We start from the raw sequence: 22,345 nt of genomic DNA, 5'->3' as shown, positions 1-22,345 counted from the left end.
TCAGTCAGCTTATGAGTCACTGATACACCGCATTCGCGAGCAAGCCCGCTCCCACAGGGTTTTTGCGATCAGTTGAGGAGGGTGTTTCGCAGGCTGTCGGACAAGCCTTTTGGTGCCAGCCAGATTCCCAGGTAAGCCTTGGCCAGTTCGTCATTGCGACTGCTGAACACCACCGTGCCGTTGATTTCCAGTTTCAGGCCGCGCTGAGGCTGGAAGTCCAGCGCATAACGGTCGCCGCTGCGGATGTTGCGGAAGCTTTTGTGCAATTGATCCAGTTCAGGTTTCAGGCGGGCGAGGGTGGCGGGTGTTTGCTGACGTTCGAGGGTGGCGGTGGCGGCCTTGATCACATCGTTGCGGTCGATATCGCGAAAGTAATACAGCTCCAGGCGCAGGTCTTTTTGCTGATCCAGGGCTTGTTTGGCGCTCAGGTCAGCCGGGGCGAACAATGCCGCCGCATAGACGTCTGCCCACAGGTAGGTCAGGACGGCCTGGTTTTTCAGCACCAGTTGATGAGATTTCGGCGGAAAATCGGCTTGTTTGAGGCGATCAGCCTCATTCGCCAGAACCGGGACCGAAAACATCAGCAATAAACAAATGACGACATGCTTCATAATGGCCAGTCCTGAAAAGGTGCTTGCCTACAGGTTAATTCAATAACGAGCGCCGTGTAGTAAAGGCAAAACTGGCCTACGACGCGACCAAGGGTTAATGTGCGCGACGTTGAGCGTTCTATAGACTGTGCCCCGGCTCACACACTTGAGCCACATTGATCCTTCATGACCGCTGGCCGCGGCATGATTTAGCCAGGCGTCCAACCGTGCGCCCTGGCCTGTTCTGAGGAGTACGCATGGCTGTCTACAACTACGACGTGGTGGTACTGGGTTCCGGCCCAGCTGGAGAAGGTGCGGCGATGAACGCCGCCAAAGCAGGGCGCAAGGTGGCGATGGTCGATAGCCGTCGCCAGGTCGGCGGTAACTGCACCCACCTGGGTACCATCCCGTCCAAGGCCTTGCGTCACTCGGTGCGCCAGATCATGCAGTTCAACACCAACCCGATGTTCCGGGCCATTGGTGAGCCGCGCTGGTTCTCGTTCCCGGACGTGCTCAAGAGCGCTGAAAAAGTCATTTCCAAACAGGTTGCCTCGCGTACCGGCTTCTATGCCCGTAACCGCGTCGACCTGTTCTTCGGCACCGGCAGCTTCGCCGACGAGCAAACCGTCGAAGTGGTCTGCGCCAACGGCGTGGTCGAGAAGCTGGTAGCCAAGCACATCATCATCGCCACCGGCTCGCGTCCGTATCGCCCGGCGGATATCGATTTCCACCACCCGCGTATCTACGATAGCGACACCATCCTCAGCCTGGGCCACACCCCGCGCAAACTGATCATCTACGGCGCCGGCGTGATCGGCTGTGAATACGCCTCGATCTTCAGCGGCCTGGGTGTATTGGTCGAGCTGGTGGATAACCGCGACCAGTTGCTGAGCTTCCTCGACTCGGAAATTTCCCAGGCGTTGAGTTACCACTTCAGCAACAACAACATCACCGTGCGCCACAACGAAGAGTACGAGCGGGTCGAAGGCCTGGACAACGGTGTGATCCTGCACCTGAAATCCGGCAAGAAGATCAAGGCCGACGCCTTGCTGTGGTGCAACGGCCGTACCGGCAACACCGACAAGCTGGGCATGGAAAACATCGGTGTGAAGGTCAACAGCCGTGGCCAGATCGAAGTCGACGAGAACTACCGCACCTGCGTACCGAACATCTACGGTGCCGGTGACGTGATCGGCTGGCCAAGCCTGGCCAGTGCCGCCCATGACCAGGGCCGCTCGGCCGCTGGCAGCATTGTCGACAACGGCAGCTGGCGCTACGTCAACGACGTGCCGACCGGGATCTACACGATTCCCGAGATCAGCTCGATCGGCAAGAACGAGCACGAACTGACCAAGGCCAAGGTGCCTTATGAAGTCGGCAAGGCGTTCTTCAAGAGCATGGCGCGTGCGCAGATCGCCGGTGAGCCCCAGGGCATGCTGAAGATCCTGTTCCACCGCGAGACTCTGGAAGTGCTGGGCGTGCATTGCTTCGGCTATCAGGCGTCGGAGATCGTGCACATCGGCCAGGCGATCATGAACCAGCCGGGTGAGCTGAATACCCTCAAGTATTTCGTCAACACCACGTTCAACTACCCGACCATGGCTGAAGCCTATCGGGTAGCGGCCTACGACGGCCTCAACCGGCTTTTTTGAGCGGCTCCGGCCGGTGGCCTGAGCCGGCCGGGGAGACCGATTTCAGTAATTCCCGAGGGTGGCAGTGGCCAAACCGGGAAAGTCTGTAATCAGGCTATCTACGCCGAAGTCGGCGAGCCTGCGCATCAGCGCGGGTTCGTTGACGGTCCATACGGACACGTGCAAACCCTGGCGCTGGGCTTTTTCCAGACGCTCAGGGGTGCACAACGTCCAGTTCAACGCCAGAATCTCACAGCCATAGTTGGCCGCGACCTTCAACGGGTCGAGCCAGGCGTATTCGGCTACCAGCCCGCGGGACAGGTCCGGGGTGAGGTCCAGCGCCGCTTTCAACACTTCCCGCGAGCTTGAGGTCACGGTGACCTTGTCCATCAGCCCGAAACGCTGAGCCATTTCACGGATCGCCAGCACGGTGGTTGCCGCGCGGGTGCGCGATGCGCTTTTGACTTCCAGTTGCCAGTGGTCGAAGTCGCACTGTTCGAACAGCTCTTCCAGGCGCGGGATCGGGCAAGGGTTGACCCAGCCCGGGCCGCCTTTGCGCGCGTCCATCTTGACCAGGTCGGCGGCTGAATATTCGACGACCTTGCCGCGCCGGTCGGTGGTGCGCTTGAGCGTCGGGTCGTGGATGACCATCAGCTCGCCGTCCATGGACAGGTGCAAATCCAGTTCGCAGCGGCGCACGCCGTGCTTGAGGCATTCCTGGAAGCTGGTCAGGGTGTTTTCCGGTGCTTCGCCTTTGGCACCGCGATGGCCATAAATCAGGGTCACAGTTGCTCCTTTACGCCAGGGTTCCTGGCTGGATGGATGACGCGACGCGCCATTCAATGATCGTATTCAGGTGTCGGATTCGTCGCTTTTTTCCCGCGCCAGGCGCCGTTCCTGGGCCTGTTTCTGCAGGATATAGCGTGCCAGCAACTGGCGTTGGGCATCGGTCATGGCTTCGAATTCCGTGCCGATTTCAAAGCCACCGGTCTTGGCATCGCAATGGGTAACCTTGGCTCGCAGCAACAGCCCGAGGGCTTGCGGCATCAGCACCAGCTTGACCGCCAGGTGGCTGTCGGGCTGGATCGCGGTGGGGTTCAGAAATTCGATGCCGCCTTCGGAAATGACCACGGGCTGCGGCGTACCGATCTCGCCCAGCAGGCTTTGCGCCATGATCTGGCTGAGCAAATCCATGCGTTTGTTCTGCACTTTGAGGAAGGCGGCCAGGGTGCGGTCCCGCTCGCCGATCTGGCGCAGCAAGTGCTGGGATTCAAATTCACTCAGGTGCAACTCGCTGAGCAGATTGAACAGCGGCGAATCATCCAGCAACACTTCCTTGCTCAGCACTTCCGGGCCCGACAGTGGGGTAATTTCCAGTGCGATCATGTCCTCGATACGGTAGTATTCGCGGCGATCTTCTTCATCTAATGTCGACATGGCGAACCCAAGGCAGCGGTGATGGTCTGAGTGTAAAGCTGCTTACCTGACCCCGCCACAAGGACGTCTTCTTTTCCTCCGAACAAGCCCCGACATGTTCAGACCTCTCTTCGTATTTATTGGCACGCGTTATACCCGTGCAAAACGTCGCAATCATTTTGTGTCGTTCATTTCCCTGACCTCGATGATCGGGCTCGCCCTTGGCGTTGTCGTGATGATCGTGGTGCTGTCGGTGATGAACGGCTTCGATCATGAGATGCGCACCCGCGTGCTGGGCATGGTGCCCCACGCGACCATCGAGTCGGGTGAGCCCATCAGCGACTGGCAAAGCCTGGCCGCGAAGGTCAAGCAGAACCCCAAAGTGCTGGCGGTTGCGCCCTTCACCCAGATGCAGGGCCTGTTGACCAACGACGGCAAGGTGCAGAAAGTCCTGCTCAATGCCATCGACCCGGCGCAGGAACGCAATGTCTCGATCATCGATAACTTCATGCAACAGGGCAAACTGGACGACTTGTCGCCCGGCAGCTTTGGCATCGCTATCGGTGACAAGGCGGCGGCCAAGCTCGGCGTGGGCATCGGCGACAAGCTGACCTTCGTCGCGCCGGAAGTCACCGTGACTCCGGCGGGCATGTTCCCGCGCATGAAGCGCTTTACCGTGGTCGGCATCTTCCATGTCGGCGCCGGTGAGATCGACGGCTACTTGGGCCTGACCAACCTGACCGACCTGGCCCGCCTGCATCGCTGGAAGCCGGACCAGGTCCAGGGCTTGCGCCTGAAATTCAACGACCTGTTCGACGCGCCGCGTACCTCGTGGGAAATCGCCCAGCACCTGGGTGAAAACCAGTACTACGCCCGCGACTGGACCCGTACCCACGGCAACCTGTACCAGGCCATCCGCATGGAAAAAGCCATGATCGGCTTGCTGTTGCTGCTGATCGTCGCCGTCGCCGCCTTCAACATCATCTCCACGCTGGTGATGGTGGTGAACGACAAGAAGGGCGACATCGCGATCCTGCGCACCCTTGGCGCCACGCCGGGGCAGATCATGGCGATCTTCATGGTCCAGGGCACGGTGATCGGCGTCGTCGGCACCTTGATCGGCACCGTGGTGGGGATTCTCGCCGCGCTGAACGTCAGCGCTGCTATCGCCGGGCTGGAAGTGTTGATCGGCCACAAATTCTTGAACTCCGACGTCTACTTCATCGACTACTTGCCGTCCCAGGTGCAGAGCCAGGACGTATTGATGGTCGGCGGCGCCGCGTTGGTCCTGAGTTTCCTTGCCACCCTGTATCCAGCCTGGCGCGCGGCACGTACCCAGCCGGCGCAGGCTTTACGTTATGAGTGAATCGGGCATGAGTGAAAAAGCAATCCTGAGCTGCCGCAACCTGGGCAAATCCTACGAGGAAGGCCCGGAGTCCGTGGTGGTGCTGTCCAACCTGCAGCTGGAACTGCACCCGGGCGAACGCGTGGCGATCGTCGGCAGTTCCGGTTCCGGTAAAAGTACCTTGCTCAACCTGTTGGGCGGCCTTGATACGCCGTCCCAGGGCAGCGTCTGGCTGGCCGGCGAAGAGTTGTCGGCCCTGGGCGAGAAGGCCCGTGGCCAGTTGCGCAACCGTTCGCTGGGTTTTGTGTACCAGTTCCACCACTTGCTGCCCGAGTTCACCGCCCTGGAAAACGTCTGCATGCCGCTGTTGATCGGCAAGACCGCGATCCCGGAAGCACGCCAGCGTGCCCAGGCGTTGCTGGAGCGCGTCGGCCTGGGCCATCGCCTGGAGCACAAGCCGGCTGAATTGTCCGGCGGCGAGCGCCAGCGTGTGGCGATTGCCCGTGCCCTGGTCAACAACCCGGGCCTGGTGATGCTCGACGAGCCGACCGGCAACCTCGACTCCCACACCGCCCAGGGCATCAAGGACTTGATGCTGGAGTTGAGCACCCAGATGCGCACCGCGTTCCTGGTGGTGACCCATGACATGAGCATGGCCCGCCAGATGGACCGTGTGTTGCACCTGCAGGAAGGTCATCTGGTCGCCATCTGACCTGTTTCAAGCCCGGCGCCCGGCGCCGGGTTTTCTATTTTTTCAACGGTGCCCGCGAATGTTCAGACCGTTATCGATTTTCATCGGCACGCGCTATACCCGCGCCAAGCGCCGCAACCGTTTTGTTTCGTTTATCTCGATGACCTCGATGATCGGCCTCGCCCTCGGCGTGCTGGCGATGATCGTGGTGTTGTCGGTAATGAACGGTTTCCAGCGGGAAATGAGCTCACGCATCCTCGGCATGGTGCCCCACGCGACCATCGTTGGCGTGAAGCCCATCAGCGACTGGCAGCCGGTGGCAGATGCCGCGATGAAGAATCCGGAAGTCACCGCTGCCGTACCGTTCACACAGATGGACGGCATGCTCTCCTACAAGGGCGCGATGCAGCCGATCGAGATCAGTGGCGTTGATCCGGCCCAGGAAGGCAAGGTGTCGATCGTGGCCCAACATATTGTCCAGGGCCATCTGGAAGACCTGAAACCGGGCGAGTTCGGTGTGGTGATCGGCGAAATCACCGCCCGGCGTTTCCGCCTGAACGTCGGCGACAAGCTGACCCTGATCGTGCCGGAAATCAGCAGTGCGCCCGGTGGCATCACCCCGCGTATGCAGCGTTTGAACGTGGTGGGTGTGTTCAAGGTGGGCGCGGAGCTGGATGGCTCCATGGCCCTGATCCACATGGCCGACGCCGCCGAGATACAGCATTGGGAGCCGAACCAGGTGCAAAGCGTGCGCCTGGCGGTGAAAGACTTGTATGCCGCACCCAAGGTATCGGCGGATATCGCCGCCAGCCTCGGTGCCGACTACAAGGCCGACGACTGGACCCACACCCAGGGCAGCCTGTTCAGTGCGATGAAGATGGAAAAAACCATGATCGGCCTGCTGTTGCTGATGATCGTTGCCGTGGCAGCGTTCAACATCATCGCGACCTTGATCATGGTGGTGAACGACAAGGGCGCCGACATTGCGATCCTGCGCACCATTGGCGCCACGCCGCGGCAGATCATGGCGATCTTCATGGTGCAGGGGACGGTGATCGGGATCGTCGGTACCTTGATCGGTGGCATCCTCGGCGTGATTGCGGCGCTGAACGTCAGTGAACTGGTGGGTTGGCTGGAACGGGTGACCGGGCAGCATATCTTCAGTTCGGACGTGTATTTCGTCAGCAACCTGCCTTCGCAGTTGCAGGGTGGGGATGTGTTGCTGATTTGCTCGGCGGGGTTTGTGTTGAGCTTTTTGGCGACCATCTATCCGGCGTATCGCGCGGCGAAGATTGAGCCGGCGCATGCCCTCAGGTATTCGTAATTCTTAAGAGCGCCTTCGCGAGCAAGCCCGCTCCCACATTTTGACCGCGTTCTTCCTGAATGCACCCGGTCAAAATGTGGGAGCGGGCTTGCTCGCGAAAGGGCCGCTACAGCTTGCATCAATACCCCTGCGGCAACTCCATCACAAACCTCGCCCATCCCGCCCCCGACTCACAGAAAATCCGCCCCCCATGGGCCCGCACAATCGACTGGGTAATCGCCAAACCCAGCCCCGCATGCTCGCTGCTCCCTTCATGACGCGCCGGATCTGCCCGGTAAAAGCGGTCAAACAACCGTGGCAACAATGCCTCGGGAATGCCTTCCCCGGTGTTTTCCACACTCAGCGTCACGCCTTGCATCCCCTCGACAATCCGCACGCTGACTTCGCCACCCGGCGGGGTGAACCGCAACGCGTTATCCAGCAGGTTGGAAATCGCCCGGCGCACCATGCTGCGGTCACCTGAAGTGCTGGCGCTGCCTTCCCGAACCAGCCGCACCTGGACGTCCTCCGCCAGCGGCGCGAAAAACTCCAGCAATGCCTCCACCTCGTCCGCCAGCACCAGGGTTTCGCGCTTGGGCACCAGCAGCCCATGGTCCGCCTTGGCCAGGTACAGCATGTCGTTGACCAACTGCGCCATCCATTGCAGTTCTTCCAGGTTGCTGTGCAGGGCTTCGCGGTAGTCCTCCAGCGCCCGTGGCTGCGTGAGGATGACTTGGGTCTGTGTCAGCAAATTCGACAGTGGCGTGCGCAGTTCATGGGCGATGTCGGCAGAAAACGCCGAAAGGCGCTGGAAGGCATCGTCCAGGCGGCCAAGCATCGCGTTGAAGGACTGGGCGAGTTCCGCCAGTTCGGCGGGCATTTGTTCCTGGGGCAGGCGTTGGGTCAGGGAGTGGGCAGAGACGCCGCTGGCGACTTCGCTCATGCGCCTCAGCGGTCGCAACCCGCTGCGGGCGGCCCAGGCGCCGAGCAGGGCGGTGGCCAGGGCGGAAAGGCCGACGGTCAGCCAGATCAGATGCTGCATGCGTTGCAGGAAGTGTTGGTGATGGGTGATGTCGAGCATCAGCGTCAGTTGTGGCGATTCGCGATTGCCAGGTACCAGGGGCACGTTATACACGCGGTAATCGGTCCCGGCATTCTGCAAACTGTGCAGGCCAGGCTCCTGCGGCAGGGCGATGCCCGGGGCGCCGTCGAACCAGAGCCGGTCGCCTGCGGTGATGCGCAAGGCCAGGTCAGGCTGGCGATTGAGTTCGTCGCGCAGCTTCACTTCCCGCAAGGCGAATAGCTCGGGCGTGTCCGCATCCTGCAAGGTACTGCGCAGCGCTATCAGCTTGCCGTCGAGCAACTGCTGGTCCAGCTCGATAAAGTGCGCCTCGCTGGCATGGTTGAACAGCACGCCGGCCAGCAATGAAACCACGGCGGTACAGCCAGCAAACAGCAGTGCCAGGCGGCTGGCCAGGGAAATCCGTTTCATCAACTGAACCGCTCCTCAAGCACGTAGCCCATGCCGCGTACCGTATGGATCAGCTTGTTGGGAAAGTTATCGTCGACCTTCAGGCGCAGGCGGCGGATCGCGACTTCGATGATGTTGGTGTCGCTGTCGAAGTTCATGTCCCACACCTGAGAGGCAATCAGCGACTTGGGCAGTACTTCGCCCTGGCGGCGCAGCAGCAGTTCCAGCAGGGAAAACTCCTTGGCCGTCAGGTCGATGCGCTGGCCGTCGCGCTCTACCCGGCGGCGGATCAGGTCCATGCGCAGGTCGGCCAGTTGCAGGCTGGTTTCCTGGGGTGGGCTGCTGCCACGGCGCAACAGGCTACGCACCCGGGCCAGCAGTTCGGAGAAGGCGAAGGGCTTGACCAGGTAATCGTCGGCGCCCAGTTCCAGGCCATGCACCCGGTCTTCCACGGCGTCCCGCGCGGTAAGGAACAGTACCGGCATGTCGAGCCCGGCGTTGCGTACGGCCTGGAGGATCTGCCAGCCATCGCGACCTGGCAGCATCACATCGAGGATCAACAGGTCATAGTCACCGGTCAGCGCCAGGTGCTGGCCGCTGGCGCCGTCGGCCACCAGTTCGGTGTTGAACCCGGCCTCGGCCAGGCCCTGGCGCAGGTAGTGGCCGGTTTTCGGTTGGTCTTCGACGATCAGCAGTTTCATGGGCGGCTCATGGTTTTACGGGAACACAGACTTTATACAGCGCAGGTCCGGCGGCAGGCTCAAGCTGACAAAGTTGTAATCTGGCCGTCAGCTGGCTGGCAGCGGCGCGTTCGTAAAGTGTCCCACAGACTGATTCCGAACCTTTGGAGTGTGAGCATGTTTTTACGTAAATCCTGGTTGTTGGCGGGCTGCCTGATGGCGATGAGTCTTCCGGTGCTGGCATCCCCGGCTGAAACCTTCGCCTTCGGTGAGGCTGCGCCCGCCGCCAAGGCCACGCGCACGGTGGAAGTGGTGCTGCAGGACATTTCCTTTTCGCCCAAGGCCATCGATGTAAAAGCCGGTGAGACCGTGCGCTTTGTGCTGGTCAACAAAGGCCAGTTGCTCCACGAGTTCAATATTGGCGACGCTGCGATGCACGCCGCGCATCAGCAAGAAATGCTCAAGATGCAGGCCAGCGGCATGCTGACGGCCACCGGCATGGGCAAAATGGACCACAGTGCGATGGGGCATGGTGATATTATGGCAGGCATGAAGCACGACGACCCCAACAGCGTGTTGGTAGAGCCAGGCAAGACCGCCGAGCTGACCTGGACCTTCACCAAGGCCACCGGCTTGGAGTTTGCCTGCAACATTCCGGGGCATTACCAGGCGGGCATGGTCGGCAAGCTGACCGTCAGCCAGTAAGCCATTGACGGGCAAAGGCGGGTAGAATGGCGGCGTTTATTTAGCCAGGTTTCCGCCATGCATCCCGCAGCCGAACATTCGCCGCTGGGCAAGTCCAGTGAATACATCTCCACCTACACCCCGTCGTTGCTGTTCCCGATTCCTCGCGCCGCCAAGTGGGCCGAGCTGGGCCTGAGTGCCGAGACCCTGCCGTATAAAGGCGTGGATTTCTGGAACTGCTTCGAACTGTCCTGGCTGCTGCCATCCGGCAAACCCGTGGTGGCCATCGGTGAATTCAGTATCCCGGCCGACTCGCCGAACATCATCGAGTCGAAGTCGTTCAAGTTGTACCTCAACTCGCTGAACCAAACCGCGTTTGCCGATGTGCAAAGCCTTGAAGCGACGTTGCGCACCGACCTGAGTGCGGCGGCCGGCAAGCCGGTTGGCGTGCGCATCCGCAGCCTGGGCGAGGTTGAAGCCGAAGGCGTGGTCGCGTTGCCGGGTGTGTGCATTGATGACCTGGACATTACCGTCAGCAACTACGAGCACCCGCGCCCGGAACTGCTGCGTTGCGACGATTCGCGCGTGGTGGAGGAGAGCGTCCACAGCCATCTGCTCAAGTCCAACTGCCCGGTGACCAGCCAGCCTGACTGGGGCAGTGTGGCGGTGGAGTACCGCGGCGCGGCGCTGGATCATGCCAGCCTGCTGGAATACCTGGTGAGCTTCCGCCAGCACTCGGACTTCCATGAACAGTGCGTGGAGCGGATCTTTCTCGACCTGCAGCGCTTGCTCAAGCCGCAGAAACTGACGGTGTATGCGCGCTATGTGCGGCGTGGCGGGCTCGATATCAACCCGTACCGCAGTACGGAAGATCTGCAGTTCCAGAACCTGCGCCTGGCTCGACAGTAGCTTTCACCCAAAATAAATGTGGGAGCGGGCTTGCTCGCGAAAGCGGTGTATCAGCCAGCATATGTATCAGCTGACGGACCGCATTCGCGAGCAAGCCCGCTCCCACATTTGTTAGGTGTCGGGCTATTAAATCCCGATGTTACCCAGTGTCACCACAATGCTGCGCAAGGTCCCGGCAATACCCGGGTGGTCGATTTCGAAGCGTTCTACCGCCAGGTTCACACCGTCGGCGATACTTGGGTCCTGAATGGCACCTTCCAGTGGCTCCTGAACTTCCAGTTCAGCAATCAAATCTCGCAGCTCTTCGCGCTGTTCGAGGGGCATTTCTGGATTCTGATCCAATTGCTCGCGCAAAATTTTGACCTGTTCTTGCAGTTGTTCGCGGGCAGGCATGGCGTTCTTCCTTTTATCGATAGGCACTGGCATAGACCGCGGCACGCCGGGAAAGGTCTATGGGCTGACCTGTAGATTAATCCACTGGCGCCGACTGTGCATGATCTCGATCAGGGCTTCTCGCCCTTAAGCTGGCGCAGACTGATGTCGGCCAGGCAGGTCTGCAGTTCGCCCAGGTGGTCAATCACCGAATGCACGCCCAGGCCATAGAGCGCGACAGTGGCTTTGGCGCGCTTATGCTCGCGTTCCTTCTCGCTGAGTGCTTGCCATTGCTGCGGCGAAAGCCCGCACAGTGAGCCACAGGACGCCAGGCCGATGGTCCACAGCCCGGCATTGAGCCCCGATTGCAGCAGGCGTGGCTCGCCGCTGACCAGGACGCAGCCTTCCAGGCGTTCGATATTCAGTTCCATCAGGGCCTGCCAGCAGGCGTGAGGCGCCGGCCAGCGGGTGGAGGAGGGCTTGGCAGCCTTGATCCAGCGGGGTAGCCCGGCGGCCAGCGGTGTGGAAACCGACGCCGGCAACTCGTCCAGCCATGCACAAGGGACACGCTGTTCTTCGAGGCTGCGCAGGATCTTCAGCGCGCCGACAGTGGCATGGGTATCGCTGGAAGGCGCGGAATCGGCGCGGGCCTGGGAACCAAAGTCCACCAGGCAGCCACTAAGCCCGAACAGTACGGCCGTCAAGGACGGGGTGCTGGCACTAACAATCTCGGCGTGTGGCATTTCGACGTCCCTGAAATAGCAGTGACGCTACCGGACTTGGGTGACAAGCAAGTTACACCCGCAGCAATTGTAGGAATTTTGTGCATTTGCTGAATGACATTTCTGCAAGGCTGCCTAATCTGACACTTCCGTCATATACTGACGGCCTCATTCAGGGCATAGCGCCCATGACAGACCATTCAAGGAGTTCAAGCTATGCGCTGGAGCCAATGTCTAGCTCAGCTGTCCGTATGTGCGAGTATTTTGCTGGTTCCTTTCGTAGCCCAGGCGGCCTCGGAAGATGATCCATGGGAAAGCGTCAACCGCCCGATCTTCACCTTCAACGATACCGTTGATACCTATGCCCTCAAGCCATTGGCTCAAGGCTATCAGTTCGTGACCCCGCAGTTCGTGCAGGACGGGATCCACAACTTCTTCCGCAACATCGGCGACGTCGGCAACTTTGCCAACGACGTGCTGCAACTCAAGCCCCACGCTGCAGGCGTCGACACTGCCCGCTTGCTGATGAACACCACGTTCGGCGTGCTGGGTTTCGTTGATGTCGGCACCAAAATGGGGCTGCAACGCAACGACGAAGACTTCGGCCAGACTCTCGGCTACTGGGGCGTCGACAGCGGTCCTTACGTGATGCTGCCACTGCTGGGCCCAAGCACCCTGCGTGACGCGCCGTCCAAATACGTGGACAGCTACACCCAGCCGTACCGCTACATGAACGATATCGGCTGGCGCAACAGCACCTTCGGCCTGAATATCGTCGACACGCGTGCCAGCCTGCTGTCCTCCGAGAAGCTGATCAGCGGCGACAAATACACCTTCATCCGCAACGCCTACTTGCAGAATCGCGAGTTCAAGGTCAAGGATGGCAAGGTTGTAGACGACTTTTAAGCCCCAGGCTTGAAAGAAGAAGGCGGCCCTCGGGTCGCCTTTTTTGTGGGCGGCATTCGAGGTTTATCCGTGGGTTACGTGCTTACTTTAAGTCGCGGTTTTATGCGTTCTTATAACTACTGGTGATTTGCGATGTAAAGACGCCCGGCGACCATCGCCGTGAGCTTGAAACCCCTGGCGGATGGGAGTACCGTCTGCGCCTTAGAAGGGCACCTCTGCTTTACCTTTGTGCGTCGGCAATAACTCGGCGTTTTGTAGGACAGAGAGGCTAGAAAGCGAATCCAGTAGTAAGCCCGGCCATTGTCGAGCTGCCTACGCCAACCTAATTCTGGCGCCGTTTGCCCACATGCAGAAAACCAGTGCCACGCTGCTGATAATCGATGACGACGAAGTAGTGCGCGCGAGTCTTGCGGCCTATTTGGAAGACAGTGGCTTCAGCGTCCTGCAGGCCAGCAACGGCCTCCAGGGTCTCCAGGTATTCGAGCGCGACAAGCCCGACCTTGTGATCTGCGACCTGCGCATGCCCCAGGTGGGCGGCCTTGAGCTGATCCGCCAGGTGACCGACATCGCCCCGCAGACGCCGGTGATTGTCGTGTCCGGTGCCGGCGTGATGAACGATGCCGTCGAGGCCTTGCGCCTCGGCGCTGCCGACTACCTGATCAAGCCCCTGGAAGACCTGGCTGTGCTGGAGCACTCGGTGCGTCGTGCCCTGGATCGTGCACGGCTGCTGCTGGAAAACCAGCGTTACCGTGAAAAGCTCGAAACCGCCAACCGCGAACTCGAAGCCAGCCTGAACCTGCTCCAGGAAGACCAGAACGCCGGTCGCCAGGTGCAGATGAACATGCTGCCGGTGAGCCCGTGGAGCATTGACGAGTTCAAGTTTGCCCACCAGATCATCCCGTCGCTGTACCTGTCGGGTGATTTCGTCGACTACTTCCGCGTTGATGAGCGGCGTGTCGCGTTCTACCTGGCCGACGTTTCCGGCCACGGCGCCTCCTCTGCATTCGTGACCGTGTTGTTGAAGTTCATGACTACACGGCTATTGTTCGAATCCAAGCGCAATGGCACCTTGCCGGAGTTCACCCCTTCGCAAGTGCTGGGCCACATCAACCGGGGCCTGATCAGCTGCAAGCTGGGCAAGCACGTGACGATGGTCGGCGGCGTGATTGATGAAGAAACAGGTCTTTTGACCTACAGCATTGGCGGTCACCTGCCATTGCCGGTTTTATACACTCCAGACAGTGTGCGCTACCTGGAAGGGCGTGGTTTGCCGGTTGGCTTGTTCAATGAAGCCACCTACGAAGACCACATCCTGGAATTGCCGCCGACGTTCAGCCTGACGCTGATGTCCGACGGTATCCTGGACCTTTTGCCAGAGCCTACACTCAAAGAGAAAGAAGCCGCCTTGCCCCAACGGGTCAGGTCGGCGGGCGGCAGCCTGGATGGCCTGCGGCAGGTTTTTGGATTGGCCACGCTAGGGGAGATGCCGGATGATATCGCCCTATTGGTGTTGAGCAGGAATCTTTGATGAGTACCGGAAGAATCCAATTCGCCGAGCAAGACGGGACTTTTGTCCTGAAGTTTGTCGGTGAAGTGCGCCTGACCTTGTGTTCGGCGCTGGATGCGACGATTGAGCGGATCTTCACAGCCTTGAATTTCTCGGCGATCGTGATCGATCTGACCGAAACCCGCAGCATCGATAGCACCACCCTTGGGCTGTTGGCCAAGTTGTCCATTCTGTCTCGGCAGAAGGTCGGACTGCTGCCGACCGTCGTCACCACCCACGAAGACATCACCCGTCTGTTGCAGTCCATGGGCTTCGATCAAGTGTTCAACATCGTTGACCGCCCGATCCCGTGCCCGGAATGCCTGACCGACCTGCCGTCCCAGGACCAGTCCGAGGAAGTGGTACGGGTCAAGGTACTGGAAGCCCACAAGATCCTGATGGGCTTGAACGACTCCAACCGCGAGGCGTTCCACGACCTGGTGAATGCGCTGGAGCGGCACTAATTTCCAGCTGAAACACTGTCAAAGTGTGGGGGGGGGCTTGCTCCCGAAAGCGGCGGGTCAGTAGTGAATGTAGCGACTGACGCCCTGTATTCGGGAGCAAACTCCCTACCACATTTTTTACTGAGTTCGGCTCGAAATCGGCTAATACAAAAAAAGGGCGGCACCCTCACAGGTGCCGCCCTTTTTGTCGCCGCCGTTTTTAGAGCTTGGCGGTCAACAGCGCTTCGAGTTTTTCCTGGTCGCGGGCGAACTGACGAATGCCCTCGGCCAGTTTCTCGGTGGCCATTGCATCTTCGTTGGATTCCCAACGGAACTGCGCTTCGGTCAAGTGCACACGAGCTTCGCCCGCATGGCCTGGCGACAATTTGCGTTCCAGCTTGCCGTTGTCGGCTGCGAGTTTTTCCAGCAGGTCCGGGCTGATGGTCAGGCGGTCGCAACCAGCCAACTCTTCGATCTGGCTCAGGTTACGGAAGCTCGCACCCATCACCACGGTCTTGTAGCCATTGGCCTTGTAGTAGTTGTAGATGCGCGTCACCGACTGCACGCCCGGATCTTCGGAGCCGGTGTAGTCGTTGCCGTTGGCCTTCTTGTACCAGTCGTAGATACGGCCCACGAACGGCGAAATCAGGAACACGCCTGCTTCGGCGCAAGCCACGGCCTGGGCGAAGGAGAACAGCAGCGTCAGGTTGGTCTGGATGCCTTCCTTTTCCAGCTGCTCGGCGGCGCGGATGCCTTCCCAGGTGGAAGCGATCTTGATCAGCACGCGGTCACGGCCAATGCCGGCCTTGTCGTACAGGTCGATCAGGCGATGGGCGCGCTTGAGTACCGCGTCGGTATCGAACGACAAGCGGGCATCCACCTCGGTGGAAATGCGGCCGGGCACCACTTTCAGGATTTCCTGGCCGACGGCTACCGCAAAACGGTCGCTGGCCAGGCCTACATCGCCGTTGCAGTCGGCAACAGCCTCATCCAGCAGCTTGGCATAGCCTGGGATCGACGCGGCCTTGAGCAGCAGGGAAGGGTTGGTAGTGGCGTCTTGTGGCTTGAGCTTGGCGAGGGTAGAAAAATCGCCGGTATCGGCTACTACAGTGGTGAATTGCTTGAGTTGTTCCAGCTTGGAAGTCATGGGCGTGCTCTGTCCTGTGGGTCTGATGACATTACCCGAGCGCTGACAGCCGCTCAAGGGCGCAAATGCATTCGATCGTTTGCGAGGGCAACAACCTGAAAACAGCCGTTTGAATCACCGGCCAATGCTCAATAGGAGGCCAAAACAGTCAGCAGGTTCAACCCAACTGCCCGATGACCACCCGATCAAAGGGTGGGAGCAGCCTTGCCCCATCTTCCTGACATCCCCCCATCCAAATGTGGGAGCGGGCTTGCTCGCGAAGGCGTCGTGTCAGCCACCCAATAAACCCACTGACACCCAAATCACCGTCCCTCCAGCAACTCCCCAGCCTTATCCAGCAACGCCAGCGGATCACTGGCCTTATGAATATCCACCGACAACAACTGCCGAAACTTCCGCGCCCCCGGGAAACCCGTCCCCAGCCCCAGTACGTGGCGGGTGATGTGGTGCATCGAGCCACCTGTCGCCAAGTGTTCGGCTATATAAGGACGCAACTGCGCCAGCGCCTCGGCGCGGGAGATAACAGGTGCAGTGCTGCCAAACAGCTGCTGATCCACCTCGGCCAGCAGATACGGATTGTGATAAGCCTCGCGGCCCAGCATCACGCCGTCGAAGGTCTGCAAATGCTCCTGGCACTGTTCGAGGGTCTTGATGCCGCCGTTGAGGATGATCTCCAGTTCAGGGAAATCCTGCTTCAACTGGGCGGCAACGTCGTAGCGCAAGGGTGGGATGTCCCGATTTTCCTTCGGTGACAGCCCTTCCAGAATGGCGATTCGCGCATGCACGGTAAAACTGGTGCAGCCCGCGTCCTTCACCTGGCCAACGAAATCGCACAGCTCGGCGTAACTGTCCCGGCCGTTGATGCCGATGCGGTGCTTTACCGTTACCGGGATCGAGACCGCGTCCTGCATCGCCTTAACGCAATCCGCCACCAAGGCCGGGTGGGCCATCAGGATCGCGCCGATCATGTTGTTTTGCACCCGGTCGCTGGGGCAGCCGACGTTGAGGTTCACCTCGTCGTAACCGGCGTCCTGGGCCATGCGGGCGCAGGCGGCCAGGTCAGCGGGGACGCTACCGCCCAACTGCAAGGCGAGTGGATGCTCGGCCTCGTTGTGGCGCAGGAAGCGTTTATGGTCGCCGTGGAGGATTGCGCCGGTGGTGACCATCTCGGTGTAGAGGAGGGCGTTTTTGGACAGTAGGCGCAGGAAGAAACGGCAGTGTCTGTCAGTCCAATCCATCATGGGTGCAACGCTAAAGCGCCGAAACAGTGCGGGGCTTGATTCTGCTGGGCTAAAGCTCTGTTTATCTAGCATTTTACTCAACGTGTTCTTGGCGTGTTTTAGGGCGTTTTCAGGCGTTTTTGAAGGCTCGGTGGTACGATGTACCACTTCAAAACTGACGCGTACCACTTTCGATATGGCGACTATCAGGGCAAGAAAACTGGCGGATGGGACTGTGAGCTACACGGCTCAAATCCGCATCAAACGCGACGGAGTGCAAGTCTACCAAGAGAGCCAGACCTTCGCCCGAAAACAGGCTGCCCAGGCGTGGGTGCGCAAGCGTGAATCGGAGCTGGATCAGCCTGGAGCGATCGAGCGGGCGAGCCGGAAAGGCGTCACCGTCAAAGATATGATCGACCAGTACCTGCTGGAAGTGGAAAAGGCCCGGCCGTTGGGCAAAACCAAGAAGGCCACGCTTGAGGCCATTGGCAAGATGGATATCGGCAAGCTCAACGATACCGACATCACAACCCAATGCCTCGTCGACTTCGCCCTCTGGCGAATGAGCGGAGAGGGTGGCGGGGTTCAGCCACAAACCGCTGGCAACGACCTGGCGCACCTCGGCGCTGTTCTGGCGATCGCCAAAGATGCCTGGGTCTACCAGGTCGACCCGCTAGCCATGGGGGGCGCCCGCCGGGTGCTGCGCAAGTTGGGCTATAACCTCAAAAGCCGTGAGCGTGACCGCCGGCCGACTTTGGACGAGTTGGGAAAGGTGCTGGCGCACTTTCAGGCCATGCAGCGGCGGCGCCTACCCGAGTGGATCAGCGCCTTGCAGTCGGCGTTGCTGAATGAATCGGCCACGTTATTTCGCCGTAAGTATTACGAGAACGGCAGCCATGCTGGCTTCATTCTCTACATGACCGATGCCGCGCAGAACGAAGCGGACGTCGATTCACTGCGCAAGGCGCTGAAGGATTCCAAGGGGCCGGGTAACTTCCGCAACCTGTTCGTGTACTCGCCGAACGGCAAAAAGGACGGGTTGCAGATCATCCCGGTCAGCGAAGTGACGGCGAAGGACGAATTCAATTCGATCAAAAACCAGACCCGCGACGACGTGCTGGCCAGCTTGCGCATTCCGCCGCAGTTGATGGGTATTATGCCGCGGAACGCGGGTGGGTTTGGATCGATCAGGGAGGCGGCGCAGATCTATGCGGCCAATGAGCTGGAGCCGATTCAGCGCGTATGGCGCAGCTAAATGACTGGCTTGGGGAGGAAGTAATATCTTTCAAACCTTACGAGATTGGTGGGGAGGTTTAACTCTCCCCTTAAACCCTGGCGAATTATTAATCCGCCCCTTCAAATTTACCTAGCAACCCCGCATATTCTGCAAGCCGATCACCTTGATGCCCACCAAGCTTGTCACATGCATCGTCCAATAGCCTGATGAATTCACGAGCATCTGAGAAGTAGTTTCGAAATGCCAACCTAACTTCTTCGCTTGAGTCTGCTCTTACCAATACAATATCTTTGTTGGGCATCTGTTTTTCCAACTCAAAAAGGGCTCGCAACGCATCTGGTGCATCCCGATAACTTTTTACTTCCAATTCCCCTGTTTCAGAAAAAATCAGAATTGTATTGCGCTTGTCGGAAATTTCTCCTTTGGCTTCATTAAGGCCGCGTAGCGTTTGTAGTAGTGATAGCTCTTTATCTAAAGTTAGAAACTCTTCAAGTAGATCGCGGTCGGTGAGGTTAGGAAAAGGCCCCTTTAGACTTTCATGCGCGCGAGCAAGTATTTCGCTAGCGAGCGCCATCGCATGCTCGTAGCGCCTGTCGCCTTGTTTGAATTTTGGTTGGCTCTCGGTGATGAAACCTATTACCTCAATGGCGGTTGCCCATGCATGTTGTACTAGTGTCCTATATTGGATCTCAATATATAGACCCGCAAGGTTCTGACCGGCCAACGAATTTACATCGTATTCATAAACATCATGAATACCTCTGTAGCCAGTATCTTTTGGGTAGTTTATGTAGTGATATTTGTTTTCGTCGTTTCTGCGTTTATGTTTGAAACGAGCTTTATGAAATTTTTCGCGGAATGCGTAAAGATCTTCGATGCTCTGAAAAATAAGACGGCATCCTGCAACGTCATCCATTCGAGCTAGTTTCATTCCTGGAAGGCGACTTAATTTGTCGAAGATTGTATTTTTCCGCTTGTGGCGTTGAGCAACAATGATTTCTGTAAATTTAGTCCGAGTGCGCAAAATAGCTTGAAAGGTGTTCAATACTCCACGATGTGCTGCTCGCCACTCTTCGATAGTGTCTAGGTCTTCTTTGTTTGCATTTCCAGCTCTAACGTTGTCCCCAGCCTTGCTGACGCGTTTCCTTGACCCCCCAGGATAAATCGCTTCTTGGATCATTTTCTACTTCCTTTAGATGATTTATGAGTTTTCTAGCCAAGGCGTTCAACTTCAGGCTAGTAGAGGGAGTGACACAACGTATCACTGCGCCCGCGCGAGTCAGCGAACGCTATCACCTGTGCAAACTGCCTACAAGAAGCACAAGCCCATATATATTTGCACCGGCTTGGTGCGTTTTCGAGAGGTGGTTCCGACTCTGAGATCGTGGAGATTCGCTACAGCACGACGAATTAGCGTAAGGGCAAGGCCGAAGTCAGCGGAGAATTGGCGATCATGAACTGGGAGCTAGCAGCATTGGAAGGGCGATTCTACGTTACTGGCTGAATCAAACTTGCTTCCTTGTTTCTCGCGTTGCCCACGGCGGTGCTGACCTTGAACCATTCGAAGGCCTCGGCCGGCTCGCCCTGGTGCAACACCATCTGCTCGGCACGCTCTTTTGGCGTTGCCGGATCAAGCCATTCCCGGGCAAGGTCAGGCGCCAGAACCACGGGCCTCCTGTCGTGAATGTCCACCATGCCGCCGGCACTGTCAGCGGTGATGATCACAAAGCCGTCATGCTCGCCTGGGCCTGCAACGGCGTCAGGTAGTTGGCCGATGGCCGCGCACAAGATAGGCGCGCCGTCCCGCCTACGGACCAGATAAGGCTGTTTCTTTGGCCCACCTTCATCTACCCACTCGAACCAGTTGTTGATAGGCGTGATCGCCCGGTGCGGCCAGATCGCCCGGAAGAACGGCCCGTGGGCGACTTTCTCGACACGTGCATTGATGGGCGCGGCACGGCCTTTCGCCCAGTGCGGCCTCCATCCCCACCGAACCGCATCGGCGTGCAGCAGGTCACCCAGCAGGTGCAGTAATGCCACTTGGGTGGTTGGGGCTACGTTGTATCGCTCGATCGGCTGATCACCCACCGAGTTTGCCAAGGCATTGGACATGCTCAGTGCCGCAACAAAGTCGTGGATTCCTCTGTACTGCGACAGTCTTCCGCACATGGCCAAGGCCCTCTCTCGGTTTGATCTTAGACAATCGTGATCGGTCCAAGCCTCATTTCGTTGATGATCTGTTGCAAAACATCTGCTTTTTGCGTGCTCAAGTTGTATGACGTTGTCAGCTTTGAGATCTGCTGCCGCATCTCAGCCGCTTCACCACCCTTCTGACGAAGGTAGCCAGCAAACTCTGCGTTCTTTGCTTGGGCGTCCAACAGCATATGGCTGATACCGAAAACATCCGCCCGCGCTTTGCGTAGCTGCGCGTTCAGTTCCTGGATCTCGTTCTCCAGTAGGCGGCAGTGCTGTCGGTACATTTCCAACGGGGTAGGAACGCCCAGCCATCCGAAGGTGTCGTCGTCATTGTTCATGAGTGCGAATCCAATACTGTATAGGTATACAGTAATTGACGTTTGACTGTGACGCGATTTGAGGCGACGAGCTGTAGGGGGGGGGGGGGGGGGGGGCGGCAGCGGGCTTCCCATAAGCCTACGCCATTTGGCGCCCTGGCTCGCTGTTGCATCAATGGGGAGTTGGCGTACCACATGTCGGGGAGTTGACGTGCTACATAGGGCTGTGACGTGCTTCATCACCCGGCGCGCGCCGTCGTCCCCCCACCTCGCCTGCGGGCTAAATGGGTCCTTTTTTCTGCACACCTGCGGACCACTCCCGGCGGCTCGGGCTGGGCGCTTACTTGGCGTTTTGGGGGGGCTGAAAGCCTGCGGAGCCCTGCACCGAGAGGGTATTTCTTCGAAAGATCTGGAGGCGTTACTGTGCAGGTAGAGGGGGGGATTTCAAAAAGAGTAATTTCAGTAACCACGTCTGGGGAATGGGCTGGAGGCCGCGTATTCCGTGGGGTTCGGTATTACAAAAAGGAGTAACAAAAAAGTAATTGAAAAGGTAATTAATTGGCAACCTATTGTTTTTTAAGAGTTTTTAAAAATGGAGGAATTACATTTATAAAGAGTAATCAGGTTACTTCAATATTACTTAAAGATTACCTTTTGCTTGTTTTGATAAAACCTTTTAATTCAATAGGTTGAGCGCATGATTTGGCAAATATTACTTATGTTACTCTTTTTTTTTGCCCAAAAAATTCTGAGCCTTGGACGCCTTACGTGCAGGTGCACACGCGTGAATGCTTATGTCGACGGATGATCGTTAGGGATGCGTTTGCTTGGGAGGGTGTGTGGATCATGTCGTGGCGGGAGCTAAGTGCAATGGCTACCTGAACCCCCGATAGTGCAATGCTGGCCTGGGATAAATGCGTTTCACAGAATATTGCTTTGTCTTGTTTTTGGTGACAATATGTCACTCAACTGATGACTGGGAATCGCCATGAACGACGAAAACGAAGAAATAGTTACCGGCCTCGAACGCTCGGCAGAAGAGCTATCCAAGGATCTGCACCTGGCCCTGGTTGAGTTGGACTGGTCGCCTGCGGCATTGATGGATCGGATGCGCTCGCTAGGCGACTACCGCACCCCCGCGACGATCCTTAGAGGGATTAACCGCGCTCTAGAGGGACATATCAAACCATCTGGTGAACTGCTTGCCCTGGTGCAGCAATCCGTGCGCTTTAAGCGGCGTCTGCTGCGTACCTATCGTGATGTGGTTTGGACAAAACTCGGTGACGGTTCGCACACCACTCAGATCGAAGATTTCACCATCACCTTGTCGCCGCAAACGCGGGGCCGGTGGCGGGTGAATCTCGTGCACAAAGACGGTTTCAGTCCCTCTTGGCCACGCTTTCAGGACACATTGGAGGCCGCAAAACACATGGCCTTTATCACTTTGGATAACGGTCAAAACTGGCTGCAGGAGTACGCGGACGAGCAAGCCCGCGAAGCAGCAGAATAGCTGTAAGTG

At 58.4% G+C, this 22,345-nt stretch carries 22 protein-coding genes and 1 pseudogene; 11 read left to right on the top strand and 12 right to left on the bottom strand.

Translation table 11 applies throughout. The features are described from left to right. Positions 1-68: 68 nt before the first annotated feature. Positions 69-611, bottom strand: a complete 543-nt coding sequence (locus HX818_RS03730) for a chalcone isomerase family protein (protein ID WP_177019525.1) — start codon at positions 609-611, stop codon at positions 69-71. A 236-nt stretch (positions 612-847) separates the two neighbouring features. Here HX818_RS03730 and sthA point away from each other — a divergent pair, with 236 nt between their 5' ends. After that, on the top strand, positions 848-2,242 hold the full coding sequence (gene sthA / locus HX818_RS03725) for a Si-specific NAD(P)(+) transhydrogenase (protein WP_003218947.1): 1,395 nt from the start codon (positions 848-850) through the stop codon (positions 2,240-2,242). Positions 2,243-2,284: 42 nt separating this feature from the next. On the opposite strand, the gene HX818_RS03720 is transcribed toward sthA, so the two are convergent. Both HX818_RS03720 and HX818_RS03715 read right to left on the bottom strand, forming a co-directional pair. Further along, complete coding sequence (locus HX818_RS03720) at positions 2,285-3,007, bottom strand: glycerophosphodiester phosphodiesterase family protein (protein WP_003218946.1); 723 nt, start codon at positions 3,005-3,007, stop codon at positions 2,285-2,287. Positions 3,008-3,073: 66 nt separating this feature from the next. Continuing rightward, positions 3,074-3,658, bottom strand: a complete 585-nt coding sequence (locus HX818_RS03715; protein ID WP_177019524.1) for a PilZ domain-containing protein — start codon at positions 3,656-3,658, stop codon at positions 3,074-3,076. Positions 3,659-3,752: 94 nt separating this feature from the next. Between HX818_RS03715 and HX818_RS03710 the strand changes: the two genes are divergently transcribed. The 3 genes from HX818_RS03710 to HX818_RS03700 are packed head-to-tail and all read left to right on the top strand — an operon-like array spanning position 3,753 to position 6,997. Then, entirely contained in the window at positions 3,753-5,003 is a 1,251-nt protein-coding gene (locus HX818_RS03710; RefSeq protein WP_003218943.1) for a lipoprotein-releasing ABC transporter permease subunit, read from the top strand. Between the two features lie 7 nt (positions 5,004-5,010). Next, entirely contained in the window at positions 5,011-5,694 is a 684-nt protein-coding gene (lolD, locus tag HX818_RS03705; RefSeq protein ID WP_003218941.1) for a lipoprotein-releasing ABC transporter ATP-binding protein LolD, read from the top strand. A 58-nt stretch (positions 5,695-5,752) separates the two neighbouring features. Beyond that, on the top strand, positions 5,753-6,997 hold the full coding sequence (locus HX818_RS03700) for a lipoprotein-releasing ABC transporter permease subunit (protein ID WP_003218940.1): 1,245 nt from the start codon (positions 5,753-5,755) through the stop codon (positions 6,995-6,997). Between the two features lie 118 nt (positions 6,998-7,115). Here HX818_RS03700 and HX818_RS03695 read toward each other — a convergent pair whose 3' ends face one another. Both HX818_RS03695 and HX818_RS03690 read right to left on the bottom strand, forming a co-directional pair. Then, positions 7,116-8,468: a heavy metal sensor histidine kinase gene (locus HX818_RS03695; RefSeq protein ID WP_177019523.1), complete on the bottom strand. Its 1,353-nt coding sequence runs from the start codon at positions 8,466-8,468 to the stop codon at positions 7,116-7,118. Further along, entirely contained in the window at positions 8,468-9,148 is a 681-nt protein-coding gene (locus tag HX818_RS03690; RefSeq protein ID WP_177019522.1) for a heavy metal response regulator transcription factor, read from the bottom strand. Before HX818_RS03690 ends, HX818_RS03695 begins: the two co-directional genes overlap by 1 nt. Positions 9,149-9,304: 156 nt before the next feature. Here HX818_RS03690 and HX818_RS03685 point away from each other — a divergent pair, with 156 nt between their 5' ends. Beyond that, positions 9,305-9,832, top strand: coding sequence for a plastocyanin/azurin family copper-binding protein (locus HX818_RS03685; protein WP_177019521.1), 528 nt, complete (start codon positions 9,305-9,307; stop codon positions 9,830-9,832). Positions 9,833-9,889: 57 nt separating this feature from the next. After that, positions 9,890-10,720: an NADPH-dependent 7-cyano-7-deazaguanine reductase QueF gene (queF, locus tag HX818_RS03680; RefSeq protein WP_102368396.1), complete on the top strand. Its 831-nt coding sequence runs from the start codon at positions 9,890-9,892 to the stop codon at positions 10,718-10,720. Between the two features lie 126 nt (positions 10,721-10,846). Here queF and HX818_RS03675 read toward each other — a convergent pair whose 3' ends face one another. Together HX818_RS03675 and HX818_RS03670 are read right to left on the bottom strand one after the other, a co-directional pair. After that, on the bottom strand, positions 10,847-11,113 hold the full coding sequence (locus HX818_RS03675) for a DUF4404 family protein (RefSeq protein ID WP_177019520.1): 267 nt from the start codon (positions 11,111-11,113) through the stop codon (positions 10,847-10,849). Between the two features lie 110 nt (positions 11,114-11,223). Next, positions 11,224-11,835, bottom strand: a complete 612-nt coding sequence (locus HX818_RS03670) for a hypothetical protein (protein WP_003218927.1) — start codon at positions 11,833-11,835, stop codon at positions 11,224-11,226. A 195-nt stretch (positions 11,836-12,030) separates the two neighbouring features. Between HX818_RS03670 and HX818_RS03665 the strand changes: the two genes are divergently transcribed. The 3 genes from HX818_RS03665 (at position 12,031) to rssC (ending at position 14,730) form a co-directional block, all read left to right on the top strand. Continuing rightward, entirely contained in the window at positions 12,031-12,720 is a 690-nt protein-coding gene (locus HX818_RS03665; RefSeq protein ID WP_008437615.1) for a VacJ family lipoprotein, read from the top strand. A 346-nt stretch (positions 12,721-13,066) separates the two neighbouring features. After that, positions 13,067-14,248 (top strand): two-component system response regulator RssB, encoded by a 1,182-nt coding sequence (gene rssB / locus HX818_RS03660; protein WP_003218921.1) that lies wholly within the window; start codon positions 13,067-13,069, stop codon positions 14,246-14,248. Continuing rightward, positions 14,248-14,730, top strand: coding sequence for an anti-sigma factor antagonist RssC (gene rssC / locus HX818_RS03655; protein WP_003218919.1), 483 nt, complete (start codon positions 14,248-14,250; stop codon positions 14,728-14,730). Before rssB ends, rssC begins: the two co-directional genes overlap by 1 nt. Before the next feature lie 199 nt (positions 14,731-14,929). Here the strand turns inward: rssC and tal are convergent, their stop codons facing one another. After that, positions 14,930-15,856: a transaldolase gene (tal, locus tag HX818_RS03650; RefSeq protein ID WP_008437618.1), complete on the bottom strand. Its 927-nt coding sequence runs from the start codon at positions 15,854-15,856 to the stop codon at positions 14,930-14,932. A gap of 302 nt (positions 15,857-16,158) precedes the next feature. Further along, the gene (gene dusA, locus HX818_RS03645; protein ID WP_177019519.1) at positions 16,159-17,169 is read right to left on the bottom strand and encodes a tRNA dihydrouridine(20/20a) synthase DusA; all 1,011 of its coding nucleotides are present in this window, start codon (positions 17,167-17,169) and stop codon (positions 16,159-16,161) included. A 103-nt stretch (positions 17,170-17,272) separates the two neighbouring features. Between dusA and HX818_RS31145 the strand changes: the two are divergent. Continuing rightward, positions 17,273-18,393, top strand: a pseudogene (locus HX818_RS31145) (phage portal protein). A gap of 26 nt (positions 18,394-18,419) precedes the next feature. On the opposite strand, the gene HX818_RS03630 reads toward HX818_RS31145, so the two are convergent. From HX818_RS03630 to HX818_RS03620, 3 genes are all read right to left on the bottom strand, one after another. Then, positions 18,420-19,493 (bottom strand): RelA/SpoT domain-containing protein, encoded by a 1,074-nt coding sequence (locus tag HX818_RS03630; protein WP_256346283.1) that lies wholly within the window; start codon positions 19,491-19,493, stop codon positions 18,420-18,422. Positions 19,494-19,801: 308 nt separating this feature from the next. Next, the gene (locus HX818_RS03625; protein ID WP_177019518.1) at positions 19,802-20,482 is read right to left on the bottom strand and encodes an SOS response-associated peptidase; all 681 of its coding nucleotides are present in this window, start codon (positions 20,480-20,482) and stop codon (positions 19,802-19,804) included. A gap of 26 nt (positions 20,483-20,508) precedes the next feature. Then, entirely contained in the window at positions 20,509-20,847 is a 339-nt protein-coding gene (locus HX818_RS03620) for a hypothetical protein (RefSeq protein WP_177019517.1), read from the bottom strand. A 967-nt stretch (positions 20,848-21,814) separates the two neighbouring features. On the opposite strand from HX818_RS03620, the gene HX818_RS03615 reads away from it, so the two are divergent. Next, the gene (locus tag HX818_RS03615) at positions 21,815-22,336 is read left to right on the top strand and encodes a hypothetical protein (protein ID WP_177019516.1); all 522 of its coding nucleotides are present in this window, start codon (positions 21,815-21,817) and stop codon (positions 22,334-22,336) included. Positions 22,337-22,345 lie beyond the last annotated feature (9 nt).

The organism is Pseudomonas sp. F9001 (assembly GCF_013385435.1).
Classification (GTDB): domain Bacteria; phylum Pseudomonadota; class Gammaproteobacteria; order Pseudomonadales; family Pseudomonadaceae; genus Aquipseudomonas.
The sequence above is the reverse complement of the archived record's forward strand: the minus strand, read 5'-3'. Positions and strand labels throughout refer to the sequence as shown.